The sequence below is a fragment of the Pinisolibacter sp. genome (assembly GCF_036782435.1).
GTDB lineage: Bacteria > Pseudomonadota > Alphaproteobacteria > Rhizobiales > Ancalomicrobiaceae > CALBKH01.
On sequence record NZ_DAIPZB010000012.1, the window covers coordinates 76,183 to 92,187 of the forward strand.

The window sequence follows — 16,005 nt, forward strand, 5'->3', positions numbered from 1 at the left end:
ACGGGGAACTGGTTCTAACCATCGGAGGAGGCGGCACGAGGGGTGCCGCAGGGCGGAGGTCCTCATCGGGACGCCGCCGTGTCGCGGAGGGTCGCACGCATGTGGAAGGTCGCCATTCTCGTCTGGATTCTGATCGGTGTGGTCGGTGCCGGTGCCGCGCTCCTCGTCGTGCTCGCCGTTCCGTCGCTCTCGGCCAACGCCATGAAGCTGCTACCGATCGTGTCGATCGCCGGCTTCGTCGTGACGATCCCGATCTCGATCGTGATCGCCAAGATGATCCTCGCCCAGACCAAGGGCGCCTGACGGGCTCGTCCGTTCCTGCGACACACCGACCGCGGCGGGGTGATCCTCGCCGCGGATCGAGTGCGTCGTGTGCGAAGGCCGATCCGCGGCCGGTGCCGTCGGGTTCGGACAGCCGAGCGCCTCTGCGGATCGGCCGTATCAGGTGACGGCGCACGCCACAGATGCGGCATCCCAAGATACGCAGCGCATCTCGAATCGTCGACGTACCGGTTTTCTGGACGTCGATACGGAAGATCTTGGCTTCGAAACGGTTCGACTCTTCTTCCGGCCTCGACAACGGATGGACGTCCTTCGCGATTTCCTCTCGGCTCGGCCATATCTCGGAGCGTTCGGACCGATCGACCTCGCAGGCCTCGCCGTCGCCGTCGGGTGGCGCGGCGGAACCGCGCGTCGCCGCTCGGCTCGGCGCCCGGGGCGCCGCCGCATCGGCGGCCTCGCGGCGATGCTTCGGGCCGCGGTCGCCGCGGAGCAGGCAGGCATGGTCCGGATCGTTTCGCGACGACGGTGTGATACCATCGCGCCTCCGTGAGGTTCGGACGCTTCGGCGTCCCGGAGCGATGCGATGACGAGAGACCGGCGGTCGTTCCCGGCCGAAGAGGAGACGTGGCGATGAGCGCGTCGCAGGCGTCCGCAGCCATCGATTTCAAGGCGGTGGCCGATCGGTTGCTACCGGCCGGATCGAGCTACGACAGTTGCCTCGCCTGCGGGCTGTGCTCGTCGGGCTGTCCGGCCTCCGGGCTCGAGGGCATGGACCCGCGGCGGTTCATCCGCATGGCGATGCTCGGCCTCGACGAAGAGTTGACCTCCACGCCGTGGATCTGGGCCTGCACCCAGTGCAAGCGCTGCGCCCAGGTCTGTCCGATGAACATCGACGTCTCGGTGTTGGTCGGCTACGCGCGCTCGATGTGGCCGGAGGAGAAGAAGCCGCGTGGCATCGTCCGTTCCTGCCATGCACAGATGCTGTCGGATTCGACCAGCGCCATGGGGGTGAGCCCCGAGGACTTCGTCGAGATCGTCGAGGAGACCGCCGAGGAGCTGCGCCGCAACGACGAACGCTTCGCGAAGATCGAAGTGCCGATCGACAAGCCGGGCGCCTTCTTCTTCATCAATCAGAACTCGCGCGAGCCCGCCGCCGAACCGGAGGAGATGCGGCCGCTGTGGAAGCTGCTCGATTACGTCGGGGCCGACTGGACCTACGGCTCGAGCGGCTGGGCGGCGGAGAACTTCTGCATGTTCTCGGGCGACGACGCGGCCTGGAAGGCGATGGTCGAGAAGCGCGTCGATGCGGTCAACGCGCTCGGCTGCAAGGTGTGGATCAACACCGAATGCGGCCATTCCTTCTACACGCTGTGGAAGGGGGTCGAGCGCTTCGGGCTGACGGCGAACTTCGATTATGCCAGCCTCGTCACCTATTACGCCCAGTGGATCCGCGAGGGGAAGCTGCCGGTCAATTCCGACTGGAACACCAGAGGCATCAGGTTCACCCTCCAGGATCCCTGCCAGCTGGTGCGCAAGTCGATCGGCGACGCGGCCGCCGACGACCTGCGGTTCGTCGCCCGGACGCTGGTCGGCGAGGAGAACTTCATCGACATGCAGCCCTGCCGCAGCGCCAACTATTGTTGCGGCGGCGGCGGCGGTTTCCTGCAGGCGGGGATGAACGAATTGCGCCACGCCTACGGCAAGCGCAAGTTCGACCAGATCGAGGCGACCGAAGCCACCTACGTACTCACCCCCTGCCACAACTGCCATTCGCAGATGGAGGACCTCGCCCATCACTACGGCGGGAGCTACCGGGTGGTGCACTTCTGGACGCTGATCTGCCTCTCTCTCGGCATTCTCGGGCCCGACGAACGCAAGTATCTCGGCCCGGACCTTCGCGACCTGGGGCTGCCGCAATGATCCACGATGCGGACGTTCTCGTCATCGGCGGCGGCGTCACCGGCTGCGGAATCCTGCGCGATCTGGCGCTGCGCGGCATCCGCGGCATCCTGATCGACAAGGGCGACCTCGCCTCGGGCGCTTCCGGCGGCAACCACGGCCTCCTGCACAGCGGCGGGCGATACGCCGCGAGCGACACCGAGACCGCCGCCGAATGCCGCATCGAGGGCGAGATCCTCAAGCGCATGGCGCCGCGCGCGATCGACGATTGTGGCGGCCTGTTCGTCGCGGTCGAGGGCGACGACGAGGCCTTCGCCGCAGGGTTCGCCGAACGTTGCGCCGCCGCCGGCATCGATAGCGTGCCGCTCACCGTCGCCGAGGCGCGGCGGCTGGAACCGGCGATCTCGGAACGGGCCTTCGCCGCCTATGCCGTTCCGGACGCCTCCGTCGATCCCTTTCGTCTGACCATCGAGCAGGTCGCCGACGCGGGTCGCCTCGCCGACAGCCTCTTCCTGCCGCACACGGAGGTCGTCGGTTTCGAGATCGAAAACGGTCGGATCCTCGCCGCCCGCTGCCGCGACACGAAGACCGGCGAGACGCGGATCATCCGGGCTCGCCAGTTCGTCAACGCCGCCGGCGCGTGGTCGATGGCGGTGGCGCGGCTCGCCGGCTGCGACGACGTCCACGTCGTCTATTCCAAGGGCACGCTGGTCATCGCCAACACCCGGCTGACACGCCGGGTGGTCAATCGCCTGAGGCGCTCCGGCGACGGCGACATCCTGGTGCCCGGGGGCTCGGTCTCGCTGCTCGGCACCACGTCGGACACGATCGCCGGCCTCGACGTGATCCGACCGACGCCCGAGGAGGTGGATCGCAACATCCAAGAGGGGGCGGCGCTGATCCCGGCGCTCGCCCGAACCCGCTTCATCCGCGCCTTCGCCGGCGTCCGCCCTCTGCTCCTGCCCTCCGGCGGCATCGGTGACGACGGCCGCAAGGCGAGCCGCGGCTTCACCCTGTTCGACCATCTCGACCAGGGGCTGGAGAACTTCGCCACCATCGCCGGCGGCAAGCTCACCACCTTCCGGCTGATGGCCGAGCGGACCGGCGACCTCGTCGCCGCTCGTCTCGGCAACCGCGAACCGTGCCGGACCGCGGTCGAACCGCTACCGGCGCTGGAACGGTCGAGTTGGACCGAGCCCGGTCATTCCGCGCGGGTCTGGATCGCCGCCAAGAATCCGGCGGACAACATCCTCTGCGAATGCGAGATGGTGCCGAAATCGACCGTCGATGCGGTGCTGGAGGACACGCCCGGCGCCGAGCCACAGATGCCGCTCAGAGCCATCGGGGTGCGCAGCCGTATCGGAAAGGGCACCTGTCAGGGCTCCTTCTGCTCGATCCGCGTCACCTCGCATCTCTACGACCGCGGCACCTATACCGGGCGCGAGGGGCTGGCGACGATGCGCGACTTCCTCGCCGAGCGCTACAAGGGCACCCGGCCGGTGCTGTGGGGGGCGCAGATGCCGCAGGCCGAACTCGCCGAGACGCTCCATTGCGGATTGTCGGGCCTCGATCTGATCGACGGCCATGGAGAGGACGGCGAACCGTGACGAAGTCGGAGCCCCGCCGCATCACGGCCGATGTCGCCATCGTCGGCACCGGCATCGCCGGCTTCGCGGCCGCCGTCTTCTGCCTCGAACGGGGGATCCGCGCGGTGCAGCTCGGCCACGCCGGGGCGCTCTCCTACACCACCGGCTACTTCGATCTCCTCGGCTACGACCGAGGGCGGCCGATCGCGGATCCCTGGGCGGGGCTCGCCGATCTCGGCGCGACATGGCCGGGTCATCCGCTCGCGCGGCTGCCACGCACGACCATCGAGCGGGCGCTGCGCCGCTTCACCGAGGCGATCGGCGACCTCGGCATCGCCTATGTCCCGCCGGGTGGGACCAACGTCCGGGCGCTGCTGCCGACCGGCCTCGCCAAGACGACCCTGAGCATTCCTGCGACCATGGCCGGCGGCGCCGCGGCACTGGCCGCGAAGAAGCGGACGGTGATCCTCGATCTCGTCGGTATGGTCGGCTTCAGCGCCAAGGAATTCGTCGCGAATTTCGCCGCCGATTGGCCGGGCCTGACGTCGGCGCGGATCGGCTTTCCCGACCTCGACAGCGGTGCCGAAGCCTACCCGGAAGTGATGGCGCGGGCATTGGAGGTCCGCGGGACGCGCGAGCGGTTGGCGGAACGGATCCGGGCGGTGGTCGGTGGGGCCGAATGCGTCGGTCTGCCGGCGATCCTCGGCGTCCACGCTCCCGATCGCGTCCACGCCGCGATGGAAGAGCTCGTCGGTCTGCCGATCTTCGAGATCCCGACGATGCCGCCCGCCGTTCCCGGCCTGCGCCTGCGCGAGCTTCTCGAACAGGGGATGCCGGCGCGCGGGACGACGCTCGTCTCCCAACACAAAGCGGCCCGCGCCGAGCTGAGGCCGGACCGGATCGACCTCCACTACCGCGACAATTTCGGCGAGGTGGTGATCGAGGCGACGACGGCGATCCTGGCCACCGGCCGCTTTCTTTCCGGCGGACTGGCGGCCGAGCGGACGGGTGTGCGCGAAACGCTCTTCGACCTTCCCGTCGCCCAACCGGCGACGCGGGGCGACTGGCACCGTGACGACTGGTTCGACCCGCGCGGCCATCCGATCAATCGCGCCGGCCTCCTCGTCGACGACGATTTCCGACCGCTGGGCTCCGACGGGTCGCCGGTCCATCCCCATCTGTTCGCGGTCGGCGCGATCCTGGCCGGGCAGGATTGGGTTCGCCAACGCTGCGGCGCCGGACTGGCGATCGCCACGGCCTGGGCCGCCGTCGAAGGCGTGGCGCGGTCGACGGGGTGATCGGCGTCACATCGCGCGCCCGCGTCGCCGCGCCGCCGATTCCGATCGTCCGGTCCGGCGGCCGGCGGATCATCCGGCGGATCGATCGTGGCCGGCGAGGGCGCGGGCGACGATGTCCGGCGTCGCGAATTCCTCCGGAACGGCGAAGAGACGGTGAGCGCGCAACAGCGAACCCGTGGCCGGTGACGCGGTGGCGACGCAGAAGGGGATGGCGAAGAGGTAACCGAAGGTGATCGGAGCCGCCCACGCGGCGAAGACGAGGGACGTCGCGGCCATGGTCGCGACCACGAGGATGCCGAACAGCGTCTGCGGCCACAGCTCGGCAACGGCTCGACGCCACGACACGCCATGGGCGTCACGTGACTGACCCCCCCAGCCGACCGCCCGCCCGAACGCCAGCGCGACGACGAAGAGCGTGATGCGGAAGGAATCCGACGCCGCGAGAAACCACGAGTGCACCATCTCGAGCGATCCGGCCGCGAGGACGCGGCGAAGCCCGCCGTAACGTGCGGTGCCGCCGGGGGTCAGGAGGATGTCGGCGATGCCGCAGAGCTTGGGGATCTGGCCGAGGAGGAGAAAGACGAGATGGAGGGCGAGCGCCGAGCCCACGGGAAAATCGGCGAGGCTCTCGCCGTCGAAGGGTTTGAGCGCCGCCAGCGGCAGCATCAGCGTGCCGCCGGGGATCGAGACGAACATCAGAATCGCCCAGATCAGCTGGAAGCGCGACACCGGCAGGAGACCGGGGGTGCCGAGCAGGCGGATGTACTGAAGATTGCCCTGACACCAACGGACGTTGCGGCGCATGTAGTCGAGGAGGGTCGGCGGGTTCTCCTCCCAGGAGCCGCATTCCTCCGGCACGATGCGCACCTCCCATCCGGCGCGCCGCATCAGGGCGGCCTCGATCTGATCGTGGCTGAGGATGTGACCGCCGAAGGGCGGCTCGCCCGGCAGTTTCGGTATCCGGCAGTGCGCGCGGAACGGGGCGATGCGGACGAGGGCGTTGTGGCCCCAGAACTGGCCGCAGTCGCCGGTCCACCACGCCTGCCCGTTGATGTAGGTGCGCATGCCCTGGCGCATGCCGAACTGGAAGATACGGGCGAAGGCGCTCGCCGAGGGAAGCCCCACCACCAGGGTCTGCAGAATGCCGATCTTCGGATGCGCCTCGAGGATCCGGACCTGTCGGAGGATGGTCGCCGCGTCCATCAGGCTGTCGGCGTCGAGCGGCAGCATCAGGTCGTGGTCGTCGCCCCAGCGATCGAGGAACTCGAAGACGTTGCCGGCCTTGAATCCGGTGTTGTCGGCGCGGCGGCGGTAGACGATGCGCGACCGCCCGGCGATCTCGGCGCGCCATTGCGCCACCGCCTCTTCTTCGAGCGCCGCGACGGCGTCTCGATCGGTGTCCGAGAGGACGAACCAGACGAAGTGGTCGCCCTGGCCGCTCGTCGCGAGATCGGCCTCGACGAGTTTCAGCCGATCGATCGCGCGGCGCGGATCCTCGTTGCGCAGCGTCATGAAGACCACGGTCTTCGAGGTGACGGGCGCGGCGGGATCGACCGAGCGGGCGAAGGGCGCGACTTCGCCGACCGGATCGGCGGCGCCGTGCAGCACCCACAGGCCGATCGCCGCATTGACGACGCCGAGGACCGTCCACGGCAGGATGGCGAGGAAGCACAGGAGGAGGAGCACGTCGATCACGCTCCACCCGCCGACACCGAGGATGGCGACGGCCCAGCCGGCGAGCGCCGCGAAGAGTGTGAGGTTCATCGCGGTCACCAGTACCCGCCGGCGGGTCAACAGAGCTGCGCTCTGCGTGCCGGTCGGGGTGGTCGCGATCACGCCGAACGGGGTCGCGGGGTCCGGCTGCATGGGCGGAACTCTCCGTGGTTCGAGCCGAACGCATCGGCGACCTTGCGAATCCGATGCATGATGCGCAACCCTAGGCGCTCGACCGGCCGACGAGAAGGGAACCGGATGGCGGAAACCGCGCGCGCGCTCTTCCACGTCGCTCCGATGCGGTCGGAATTGCGAGAGGTGCCGCTCGCGGCGCCCGGCCCCGGCGAGGCGCTGGTTCGCACCGAATTCTCGGCGATCTCGCGCGGCACCGAGCGTCTGGTCGCCCGGGGGGCGGTGCCGGCCGAAGAACATGGGCGCATGCGTTGCCCGATGCAGGAGGGCGACTTCCCCTTCCCCGTCAAATACGGCTATGCCGCCGTCGGGATCGTCGAGGACGGACCGGCGGATCTTCTCGGCCGTCGTGTCTTCGCGCTCCACCCCCACCAGAACCGGTTCGTGGCGCCGCTCGAGCGGCTCCACCGCGTCCCCGACGCCGTGCCGGCGATGCGGGCGACGCTCGCCGCCAATCTGGAGACGGCGCTCAACGCGGTCTGGGATTCCGGGGTGAGCGTCGCCGACCGGGTGGTGGTGGTCGGCGGTGGTCTCGTCGGTCTCCTGGTCGCCGCCTTGTGCGCCGGCATGCCGGGGACACGGGTCACCGTGGTCGACGTCGATCCTTCTCGCGCGGCGGCGGCGGCGGATTTCGGGGCGAGTTTCGCTCCGCCGGAGGCGGCGCCCACAGGTGCCGACGTGGTGTTCCACACCTCCGCGACGGCGGCGGGCCTCGCGACGGCGATCGCCGCGGCCGGTCCGGAGGCCGAGGTGGTGGAACTCAGCTGGTACGGGGCCGGTGAGATCGCGGTGGCGCTCGGCGGAGCCTTCCACGCCGGCCGGATCGGCCTCGTGTCGTCGCAGGTCGGGCGGGTCTCGCCCGGACACGCGGCGCGCGGCTGGACCTTCGCGTCGCGGCTCGCCGCGGCGCTCGACCTCGCCGCCGACCCCCGTCTCGACCGGCTGATCGGCGAGATCGTGCCCTTCGCCGATCTGCCGGCGGCGATGCCGCGGCTGCTCGCGGCCGGGGCGCCGGGAATCGTGACCCTTGTCCGTTACGAGGAGTGAAGATGTACCGCGTCGAAGTCCGTGACCGCATCATGATCGCCCATTCGTTGCCGGATCCGTTCTTCGGTCCGGCGCAACGCAGGCACGGCGCGACCTTCGTGGTCGACGTCGCCTTCTTCCGCGCGCGACTCGGCCCGCACAACGTCGTCGTCGACATCGGCGCGGCGATCGACCTCTTGAAGGCGGTGCTCGATCCGCTGCACTACCGAGACCTCGACGAGGTTCCCGACTTCGCCGGGACCCTCACCACCACCGAATTCCTCGCGCATCACGTCTTCACCCGCCTCGCCTCGGCGGTGGCCGACGGCGGTCTCGGCGAGGACGGGCGCGACCTCGCGCGCATCCGCGTCACCCTGCAGGAGACCGATCTGGCGCGGGCGTCCTTCGAAGGTCCGGTCGGGGGATGAGGACGGTCGGCTTCCTGATCCCCGGCGATCTCGGCCTGCCGACCGGTGGCTACGCCTACGACCGCGCCCTGCTCGCCCATCTTCCCGCCTTCGGTGTGGCGCCGATCCATGTCGAACTGTCCGGTCGCTTCCCCGACCCCACGGCGGCGGATCTCGCGGCCTGCGCCGCACGCGTCGCCGCGCTTCCCGAAGGCACCCCGGTGCTCGTCGACGGGCTCGCCTACGGGGCGATGCCGACCGATCTCATCCGCGCCTTCGGCCGACCGGTCGTGGCGTTGTGCCATCATCCCTTGGCGCTCGAAAGCGGCCTCTCGGCCGAGCGGGTGGCCCGGCTTCGCGCGTCCGAGACGCGGGCGCTGGCGCTCGCACGCCGGGTGATCGTCACCTCGCCGGCCACCGGCCGCCTCCTGGTCGAGGCTTTCGCGGTCCCGGCCGATCGCATCGCCGTGGCGCCGCCGGGGACGGTGCCGAAGCCTCGCGCGACCGGTTCGGGCGGACCCGGGGTCGAGATCCTGGCGGTCGGCGCGGTGGTGCCGCGCAAGGGCTACGACCTGTTGATCGCGGCGCTTTCGAGGCTCGTCGACCGCGATTGGCGGTTGGCCATCGTCGGGGCGGAGCGGGAGCCGGAACATCGCGACTTGCTCGATGCGCGGATCGCCGCCGCCGGGCTCGGTGAACGGGTCCGGTTCCGCGGCGCCGTCGACGAGGTGGACCTCGACGCGCTCATCGGGCGCGCCGATCTCTTCGTTTCGGCCTCGCATTTCGAGGGCTACGGAATGGCGTTGGCCGAAGCCATGCGGCGAGGGGTGGCGATCGTGACGACCACGGGCGGGGCGGCGACGGAGACCGTGCCGGAGGGTGCGGGGCTCAAGGTGCCGGCGGGCGACGCGACGGGGCTTTCCGCCGCACTCGGCCGCTGCCTCGACGACGCGGGTCTGCGGCACGATCTCGCCGCCGCCGCCTACGCCGCCGGGCGGGCGCTGCCGAGTTGGGAGGCGACGGCGCACATCGTCGCCACGGTGCTCGAGGAAGCGGCGGAGACCGGGGCATGAGCGGATTTTCGGCCGCGTGGCTGGCCTTGCGCGAACCGGTCGATCATCGTTCGCGGTCGCGAGACCTCGCGGACGCCGTGGCGCGTCGCTTCGTCGGTCGAGACGTGCTCAGCGTCGTCGATCTCGGGGCCGGAACGGGCTCGAACCTCCGGGCGCTGGCGCCGCTTCTTCCTGCCAAGCAGGACTGGCGTCTCGTCGACGACGATCCCGGCCTTCTGGACGAGGCGGCGCGGCGGCTCGCGGACTGGGCCGACGAGGCCGAGAGGGCCGGCGACACGCTGCGCCTCCTGAAGAAGGGGCGCGAAATCCGCGTCGAGTTCCACACCGGCGATCTCGCGACGGCGGTCGAAGCGGTGATCCCGGCGGCGTGCGATCTGGTGACCGCGTCGGCGCTCTTCGATCTCGTGTCGGCGTCCTGGATGGCCGAATTGGTGGCCGCCGTGGCGGCGCGGCAGGCGATGCTCCATGCCGTGCTCACCTACGACGGCCGCGACGCCTTCGCCCCCGCGCATCCGCTCGACGCGGCGGTGGTCGCCGCCTTCGCCGGTCACATGCGGCGCGACAAGGGCTTCGGTATCGCGGCGGGGCCCGAGGCGACCGCGGTGCTCGCGGCCGCCGCGCGTTCGGCCGGATACGAGGTCTCGGAACGGTCCTCGGACTGGGTGCTCGGCGCGGCGGAGGCGGATCTCGGGCGGCTGCTCCTCGCCGGCATGGCGGAAGCGGTGGCCGAGACCGGGGCGGTGGCGCGCGCCGATCTCGACGACTGGGCCACCTTCCGCGCCGCGACCTGCGGCGAGGCGGGCGCGCGGATCGTCTGCGGCCACGCCGATCTCCTGGCCCATCCGCCGGTCAGGACAGCATCCGCTTCATCACGCCGTCCTTGAAGACGAAGCGGTGGATGAGCGCCGCTCCGAAATGGGCGGCGACGAGGGCGGCGAGCCCGAAGGCGGCCCAGCCGTGCAGCCCCAACAGCACCTTCGCCGTGGCCTCGTTCTTGGCGAGAATCTCGGGCAACGAGAGACCGCCGAGGATCTCGCGGGCGCCGTAGGCCGAGACGCCGAGCCAACCGAGGATCGGCACGGCGACGAGCGCCAGATAGATGAGCCCGTGCACCGCCTCTGCCGCGATCACCTGGATCCGAGCGAGAGAGGGGTCCGGCGCCGGCGTGCCGCGGGTCAGCCGAACGACGATCCGCAGCACCACCAGCCCGAGGACGACCGCCCCGAAGGTCTTGTGGGCGGTGTAGAGCCGGCCGGTGAGTTCGTCGAAGTCGGTCGCGGCGCCACGGCGGACCATGTAGACACCGACCGGAACGAGGGTGAACACCATGAGCGCAGTGATCCAGTGGACGAGCTTCTGGAGACCCGAATAGGTGGCGGGGCGCTCCGTCATGGGCTTCTCCTGGGTTCTTCGGCCGTCATGTCGCAATCGAACAGCACATCGCCGTCACCGAGCGGGATGACGTCGGTGGGCGGGCGTCGGGCGTCGCGGATCTGTTCTATGGGCGAGAGATCGAGGCCGTTGCGGCCCGAGCCGAGGATGACGGGCGAAACCATCAGGTGGAGCCGATCGACCAGACCGGTGTCGATCGCCTGCGACACGATGCCGGCGCCGCCCTCGATGAGGACGGTGCCGAAGCCGAACTCGGCGAGCATCTCCATCACACGGGTCATGTCGAACCGGCCCTCCGGCGCCGGGAGGGGGACGATCTCCACCCCGCTCGGCAGGTCGCCGCCGCCTCGGTCGGCGCCGCGAAAGACGATGCGCCGAGCGCCGTCGCCGCCTTCGAGGCACCGCGCCGAGGCGGGCAGGGCGCCGCGGGCGTCGAGCACCACGCGGGCAGGGCTCGATCCGGCGCAGCGGCGGACGTTGAGGCGAGGGTCGTCGGCGAGGACGGTGCCGATGCCGACGAGGACGGCGTCGACGCGGGCGCGCAGGGCATGGAGATGGTCGAGCGAGGGCGATCCGCCGAGCCCGCGGGAGTCGCCGTTGCGGGTGGCGATGCGCCCGTCCAGCGATACGCCGAGCTGGGCCACGACATAAGGGCGGCCGTCGTGACGCGACCCGATCCTGTCCAGAGCGACTTCACCGGGGCGGAGCACTGGAAGAACCTCGGAAGCCGTGTGACCCTGCCGGTACGATAAGCGAAATTGCGTAAGAAGCAATTCGCCGTCGTGGTCGACGACCCGAACCGGCGCGCAGGCGAGATGCTTCGGGATCACTTCGGGGTCGTATGTTCGCCGAGCGACACTTCGACGATTCGGGTGAAGCCGATCGTCCTTCTCCTCATTTCGGTGCGTCGATGTGGGCCAGTCGGCGGAAACGCTCGGACACCGCGACGCAGGTGACGAGGTAGAAGGCGCCGACGACGATGTTGGCCTCCAGCGAATAGGCCTGCCACTCGACGTCGGCGGTGGCCAGTCGCGAGGTCGCCATCAGGTCGAACAGGCCGACGATGGCGACGAGCGAGGTGTCCTTGTAGCCGCCGATGATCGAATTGGTCAGCGCCGGCAACGCGGTGCGCAGAGCCTGCGGCAGGACGACCAGACGCAGGGTCCGCCAATGGGTCAGCCCGATCGAATAGGCCGCTTCGATCTGTCCGGCGTCGAAGTCGTCGAGACCGGATCGGACATCCTCGGCGAAATAGGCGGCGTGGAAGACGGTCAGCACCACGAAGATCGAGACCATCGACGAGGTGTACCAACCCGGCGGCATCAGCAGAGGCAGAATGAAGACGCCGGCGAAGAGCACCGCCACCATGGGGATGCCGCGGATCGTCTCGATCCAGGCGATCGCCACCAGTCGGATCACCACGGCCTGCGACTTGCGGGCGAGCGCCAGGAAGATGCCGATCGGCAACGCCGCCGCCATGGTGAAGACCGACAGGAAGAGGACGAGCGGCAAGCCGTTCCAACGGGTCGCATCGACCGGTGCGAGGCCGAGGACCCCGCCCGACAGGAGCGCCAGATTGGCGAGGCAGCCGGCGAGGAAGAGCCCCGCCAATCCGAGGACGCCGCCGCGCCAGAACAGCGCCACGGCGACGGTCGCGAGGGTGACGACGGCGGCGATCTGCGCCCGCCAGCGTTCGTCGAACGGGTAGGTGCCGGTCAGGATGACGTCACCCTTGACGCGCAGGAACGCCCAGCAGGCTCCGCCCGCGGTCTTGCAGGCGGCGACGTCGCCGCCGATGCCGACCGCGTCGATCACCAGCCAGCGCAGGGCGATCGGTATCGACCACAGGAGGAAGGCGACGGTCGCGAGGGTGAGGAGGGTGTTCACCACCCCGTCGAAGAGATTGGTGCGCGCCCATTCGAGGGCGACGACGTGGCGGGGTCGGCGTGGCCGCAGATCGATGATCGGCGGGGGCGCGGCGGGGGCGGCGTCGGTCATCGCGTCGTCCCCGGCGGGCGCGCCCAGGCGGCGAACCAGTTCAGCGCGGCGGCCGTCGTCAGGTTGATGGCGAGGAAGACCAGCATCACCACCAGCATCAGTTCCACCGGACGGAAGGTCTGGTTGACGGCGGTGTTCATCACCCCGACGAGGTCGGAATAGCCGACCGCCAGGGCGATCGAGGTGTTCTTGATCAGGTTGAGGTACTGATTGCCGAGCGGTGGCACGATGACCCGGATCGCCTGCGGCAACACGATGAGCCGCAGCACGCGGCTCGGCCTCAGTCCGAGGGCGGCGGCGGCCTCGCGCTGCCCCTTGTCGACCGAGATGATGCCGCCGCGCACGATCTCGGCGATCTGGCTGGCATGATAGATCGACAGCGACAGCCACAGCGCGGTGAACTGGACGGTGAGATGGGCGCCGCCGGTGATGTTGAATCCCGTCAGTGCCGGCACCGACCAGCGGACCTCGACGACCCCGGCGGCGTGTGCGAGCGCGACCGCGAAGACGAGACCGGCGGCGGCGGGCAGCGCGACAGCGCGGCGAACGCCGGTCACGTCCTGATGCCGCTTCACCGCGCGCGCCCAGGTCCAGGTGGCGGCGATCCAGACGACGGCGATGGCCGCGAGCGCCGCCGTCCCCACCGGGATCTCGGGCCACGGCAGGTAGAGGCCGCGATTGGCGAGCAGCGCTCCGCCGGGCAGCGTCCAGGCCGCCCGCACGAGTGGCAGGCCGCGCACCATGGCGATGTAGAGCGCCAGCACGATCAGGAGTTTCGGCAGATTGCGCAGCAGTTCGATGTAGACGCGGGCGAGATTGCGGACGAGCCAGTTGCGGCTCGTCGAGGCGATGCCGATGGCCAGGCCGATGGCGCTCGACAGGACGAGCGTCGTGGCCGCGAGCAGCAGGGTGTTGAGGAAACCGACGAAGAGGACGCGGGCGTAGCTGTCCTTCGGCGTGTAGGCGACGAGTTGCTCGGAGACGTCGAACCCGGCCTCGCGCGTCAGGAAGCCGAAATCGATGGCGACACCGGAGGCGGCGAGATTGCGAGTCACATTGAGATGGGCGTAATAGCCGGCGGCGATCAGCGCCACGGCGAGCGCCGTCTGCCACGTCGCCGAGCGGATCCGCCGGCGGGTGAGGAGCACGGGCTTCGGCGGCGGGCGGCCCACCACGAGGTCGGCGGGTGCGGCGGGGGCTGTCGCGGCCATGGAGGTTCCGGATCGGCGGTCTGGCGCCCCTTCGGCCCGAGGCCCGCGGCGGCGTGAAACGCGAGCATAGGGCTATGTGACGAAATGGCAAACCGCCGACGCGCCTCTCTCGTCTCGGTTCCCGGCGTGGCCGGGCGGCTCCACCTCTCCGCCTGCCCGGGTACCTGGGAGGGCGCGGCCGACCGCGCCGCGGTGCGCCGGGATTTCGCGCGTATCGCGGCGAGCGGGGCGCGCCTTCTCGTCACTCTCGTCGAAGCGGCCGAACTTCCCCTGCCGCTCGCAGACTGGCGGGCAGAGGCCGCCGCGGCCGGCCTCGATCTCCTGCATCTGCCGATCGCCGATTTCGGTGTGCCCGACGTCGACTTCGAGGCGGCGTGGCGCGAGGTGGGCCTCGTCGAGCGGCTCGCCCGCGGTGAGACCGTCGCGCTCCATTGCCGCGCCGGTCTGGGGCGGACGGGCACGATCGCCGCGCGTCTCGTCGTCGAAGCTGCCGGCTTCGACGCCGAAGCGGCGATCGCCCTGGTGAGGCGCGACCATGCCGGCGAAGCGGTGGAGACCGCGGCGCAGGTGGACTACCTGCGCGCCCTGTCGGGACGGGGTTCGCGCTGAGATGGTGAGTTCGTCGGCGGACACCGCCGCCGCCGGAGGACTCGTCCGAGAACCGGCGCAGCCGTGCTTGTGAGGGGGTGCTGAACCAGCTTAAGGTCCGACGGTTCACCGCCCCCGGGCGACCTCAGGAGAGGTTTCAGATGTCGATCAGAACGCTCATGGCGGCGTGCGTCACCGCCGCCGTCCTCGTCCCCGCCGCCGCCGAGGCCGGCCCCGTCCTCGACCAGATCAAGAAGGACGGCAAGATCATCTGCATCGTCAACCCGAAGTCCCCCGGCTTCTCGGTTCCCGACGCCCAGGGCGTGTTCCAGGGCTTCAACGTCGACTTCTGCCGCATGGCCGCCGCCGCCATCTTCGGTGACGCCACCAAGGTCGACATCCGCGGCGTCGGCTTCTCCGACAGCCTGAAGACGCTGGTCGCCGGCGGTGGCCACATGGCGTCGCGCTCGATCACCGAAACCGGCACCCGCGACGCCGATCCCGGTCTCGCCTTCGTCGCCACCACCTTCTTCGACGGCCAGGGCTTCATGGTGCCCAAGGCCACCAGTCTGAAGTCGGCCAAGCAGCTCGACGGCGCCACGGTCTGCGCCGAGGAGGGCTCGACCACGCTTCTCAACCTCGCCGACTGGTTCGGCGAGAACAAGCTCAAGTACAAGATCGAGAACTTCACCGACATGAACGCCCGCCTGCAGGCGTTCTTCTCCGGCAAGTGCGACGTCATGTCGAACGACTTCACCGCGCTCGCCGCCAATCGCCAGTTGGCGGAGAAGCCCGACGCCTACGAGTTCCTGCCGGAGATGATCTCCTCGGAGCCGCTGACGATCGTCACCCGCCCCGATACCGAGTTGCAGAAAGCGATCTTCTGGAGCTTCCAGGTGATGCTCGCCGCCGACCAGTACGGCATCAACCAGAAGAACATCGGCGACATCGTCGCCAAGATCGGCACGCAGCCGCCGGCGGTGCAACGCATCTTCGGCGACAAGGGCGCGGCGACCGACATGGCGACGAAGCTCGGCATCCACCCGAACTGGGCGGTCGAGATCGTCAAACAGGTCGGCTCCTACGGCGACGTCTTCGACCGCCACCTCGGTCTGGCGACGCCGCTCGGCATCGACCGTTCGAAGACCCCGAACCGTCTCTCCAAGGACGGAGGACTGCTCGTCACCTATCCGATCCGCTGATCGGACGGATCGACGATCCGCGACGAACGACGGCGCCTCGGCGCCGTCGTTTGGCATCGGTCGCCTTCACCGCGTCGACCGGCTCGCTCGTAATGCCGCAGGCCGGAGGCACCGACGCGCGCGGCCTTCTGAAGACAC

At 69.8% G+C, this 16,005-nt stretch carries 15 protein-coding genes; 10 read left to right on the plus strand and 5 right to left on the minus strand.

The window, feature by feature from the left end; all coding sequences use genetic code 11:
* Window positions 1-99 precede the first annotated feature (99 nt).
* The 4 genes from V7Q42_RS07385 (at window position 100) to glpB (ending at window position 5,065) form a co-directional block, all read left to right on the plus strand.
* Window positions 100-303, plus strand: a complete 204-nt coding sequence (locus tag V7Q42_RS07385; RefSeq protein WP_333823277.1) for a hypothetical protein — start codon at window positions 100-102, stop codon at window positions 301-303.
* A gap of 609 nt (window positions 304-912) precedes the next feature.
* On the plus strand, window positions 913-2,202 hold the full coding sequence (locus tag V7Q42_RS07390; RefSeq protein WP_333823278.1) for a (Fe-S)-binding protein: 1,290 nt from the start codon (window positions 913-915) through the stop codon (window positions 2,200-2,202).
* Window positions 2,199-3,788: an anaerobic glycerol-3-phosphate dehydrogenase subunit A gene (gene glpA, locus V7Q42_RS07395; RefSeq protein ID WP_333823279.1), complete on the plus strand. Its 1,590-nt coding sequence runs from the start codon at window positions 2,199-2,201 to the stop codon at window positions 3,786-3,788. Before V7Q42_RS07390 ends, glpA begins: the two co-directional genes overlap by 4 nt.
* Window positions 3,785-5,065, plus strand: coding sequence for a glycerol-3-phosphate dehydrogenase subunit GlpB (glpB, locus tag V7Q42_RS07400; RefSeq protein ID WP_333823280.1), 1,281 nt, complete (start codon window positions 3,785-3,787; stop codon window positions 5,063-5,065). Before glpA ends, glpB begins: the two co-directional genes overlap by 4 nt.
* 69 nt (window positions 5,066-5,134) lie before the next feature.
* Here glpB and mdoH read toward each other — a convergent pair whose 3' ends face one another.
* A complete protein-coding gene (mdoH, locus tag V7Q42_RS07405; RefSeq protein WP_333823281.1) occupies window positions 5,135-6,931 on the minus strand; it encodes a glucans biosynthesis glucosyltransferase MdoH in 1,797 nt (598 codons plus the stop codon).
* Between the two features lie 105 nt (window positions 6,932-7,036).
* Between mdoH and V7Q42_RS07410 the strand changes: the two genes are divergently transcribed.
* The 4 genes from V7Q42_RS07410 to V7Q42_RS07425 are packed head-to-tail and all read left to right on the plus strand — an operon-like array spanning window position 7,037 to window position 10,360.
* Window positions 7,037-8,017, plus strand: coding sequence for a dehydrogenase (locus V7Q42_RS07410; protein WP_333823282.1), 981 nt, complete (start codon window positions 7,037-7,039; stop codon window positions 8,015-8,017).
* Window positions 8,018-8,019: 2 nt separating this feature from the next.
* Entirely contained in the window at window positions 8,020-8,424 is a 405-nt protein-coding gene (locus V7Q42_RS07415; protein WP_333823283.1) for a 6-pyruvoyl trahydropterin synthase family protein, read from the plus strand.
* On the plus strand, window positions 8,421-9,476 hold the full coding sequence (locus tag V7Q42_RS07420) for a glycosyltransferase family 4 protein (RefSeq protein ID WP_333823284.1): 1,056 nt from the start codon (window positions 8,421-8,423) through the stop codon (window positions 9,474-9,476). The genes V7Q42_RS07415 and V7Q42_RS07420 overlap by 4 nt, the downstream gene beginning before the upstream one ends.
* Complete coding sequence (locus tag V7Q42_RS07425) at window positions 9,473-10,360, plus strand: class I SAM-dependent methyltransferase (RefSeq protein ID WP_333823285.1); 888 nt, start codon at window positions 9,473-9,475, stop codon at window positions 10,358-10,360. Before V7Q42_RS07420 ends, V7Q42_RS07425 begins: the two co-directional genes overlap by 4 nt.
* On the opposite strand, the gene V7Q42_RS07430 is transcribed toward V7Q42_RS07425, so the two are convergent.
* The 4 genes from V7Q42_RS07430 to V7Q42_RS07445 all read right to left on the minus strand — a co-directional run bounded on the left by V7Q42_RS07430 (window position 10,326) and on the right by V7Q42_RS07445 (window position 14,077).
* Window positions 10,326-10,868 (minus strand): cytochrome b, encoded by a 543-nt coding sequence (locus tag V7Q42_RS07430; protein ID WP_333823286.1) that lies wholly within the window; start codon window positions 10,866-10,868, stop codon window positions 10,326-10,328. The genes V7Q42_RS07425 and V7Q42_RS07430 overlap by 35 nt on opposite strands.
* On the minus strand, window positions 10,865-11,578 hold the full coding sequence (locus V7Q42_RS07435) for a RibD family protein (protein ID WP_333823287.1): 714 nt from the start codon (window positions 11,576-11,578) through the stop codon (window positions 10,865-10,867). Before V7Q42_RS07435 ends, V7Q42_RS07430 begins: the two co-directional genes overlap by 4 nt.
* A 184-nt stretch (window positions 11,579-11,762) precedes the next feature.
* Window positions 11,763-12,866, minus strand: coding sequence for an amino acid ABC transporter permease (locus tag V7Q42_RS07440; protein WP_333823288.1), 1,104 nt, complete (start codon window positions 12,864-12,866; stop codon window positions 11,763-11,765).
* Window positions 12,863-14,077, minus strand: a complete 1,215-nt coding sequence (locus V7Q42_RS07445; protein WP_333823289.1) for an amino acid ABC transporter permease — start codon at window positions 14,075-14,077, stop codon at window positions 12,863-12,865. Before V7Q42_RS07445 ends, V7Q42_RS07440 begins: the two co-directional genes overlap by 4 nt.
* 84 nt (window positions 14,078-14,161) lie before the next feature.
* Between V7Q42_RS07445 and V7Q42_RS07450 the strand changes: the two genes are divergently transcribed.
* Both V7Q42_RS07450 and V7Q42_RS07455 read left to right on the plus strand, forming a co-directional pair.
* A complete protein-coding gene (locus V7Q42_RS07450; protein ID WP_333823290.1) occupies window positions 14,162-14,686 on the plus strand; it encodes a phosphatase domain-containing putative toxin in 525 nt (174 codons plus the stop codon).
* A 140-nt stretch (window positions 14,687-14,826) separates the two neighbouring features.
* A complete protein-coding gene (locus tag V7Q42_RS07455) occupies window positions 14,827-15,867 on the plus strand; it encodes a transporter substrate-binding domain-containing protein (RefSeq protein WP_333823291.1) in 1,041 nt (346 codons plus the stop codon).
* Window positions 15,868-16,005: the final 138 nt, after the last annotated feature.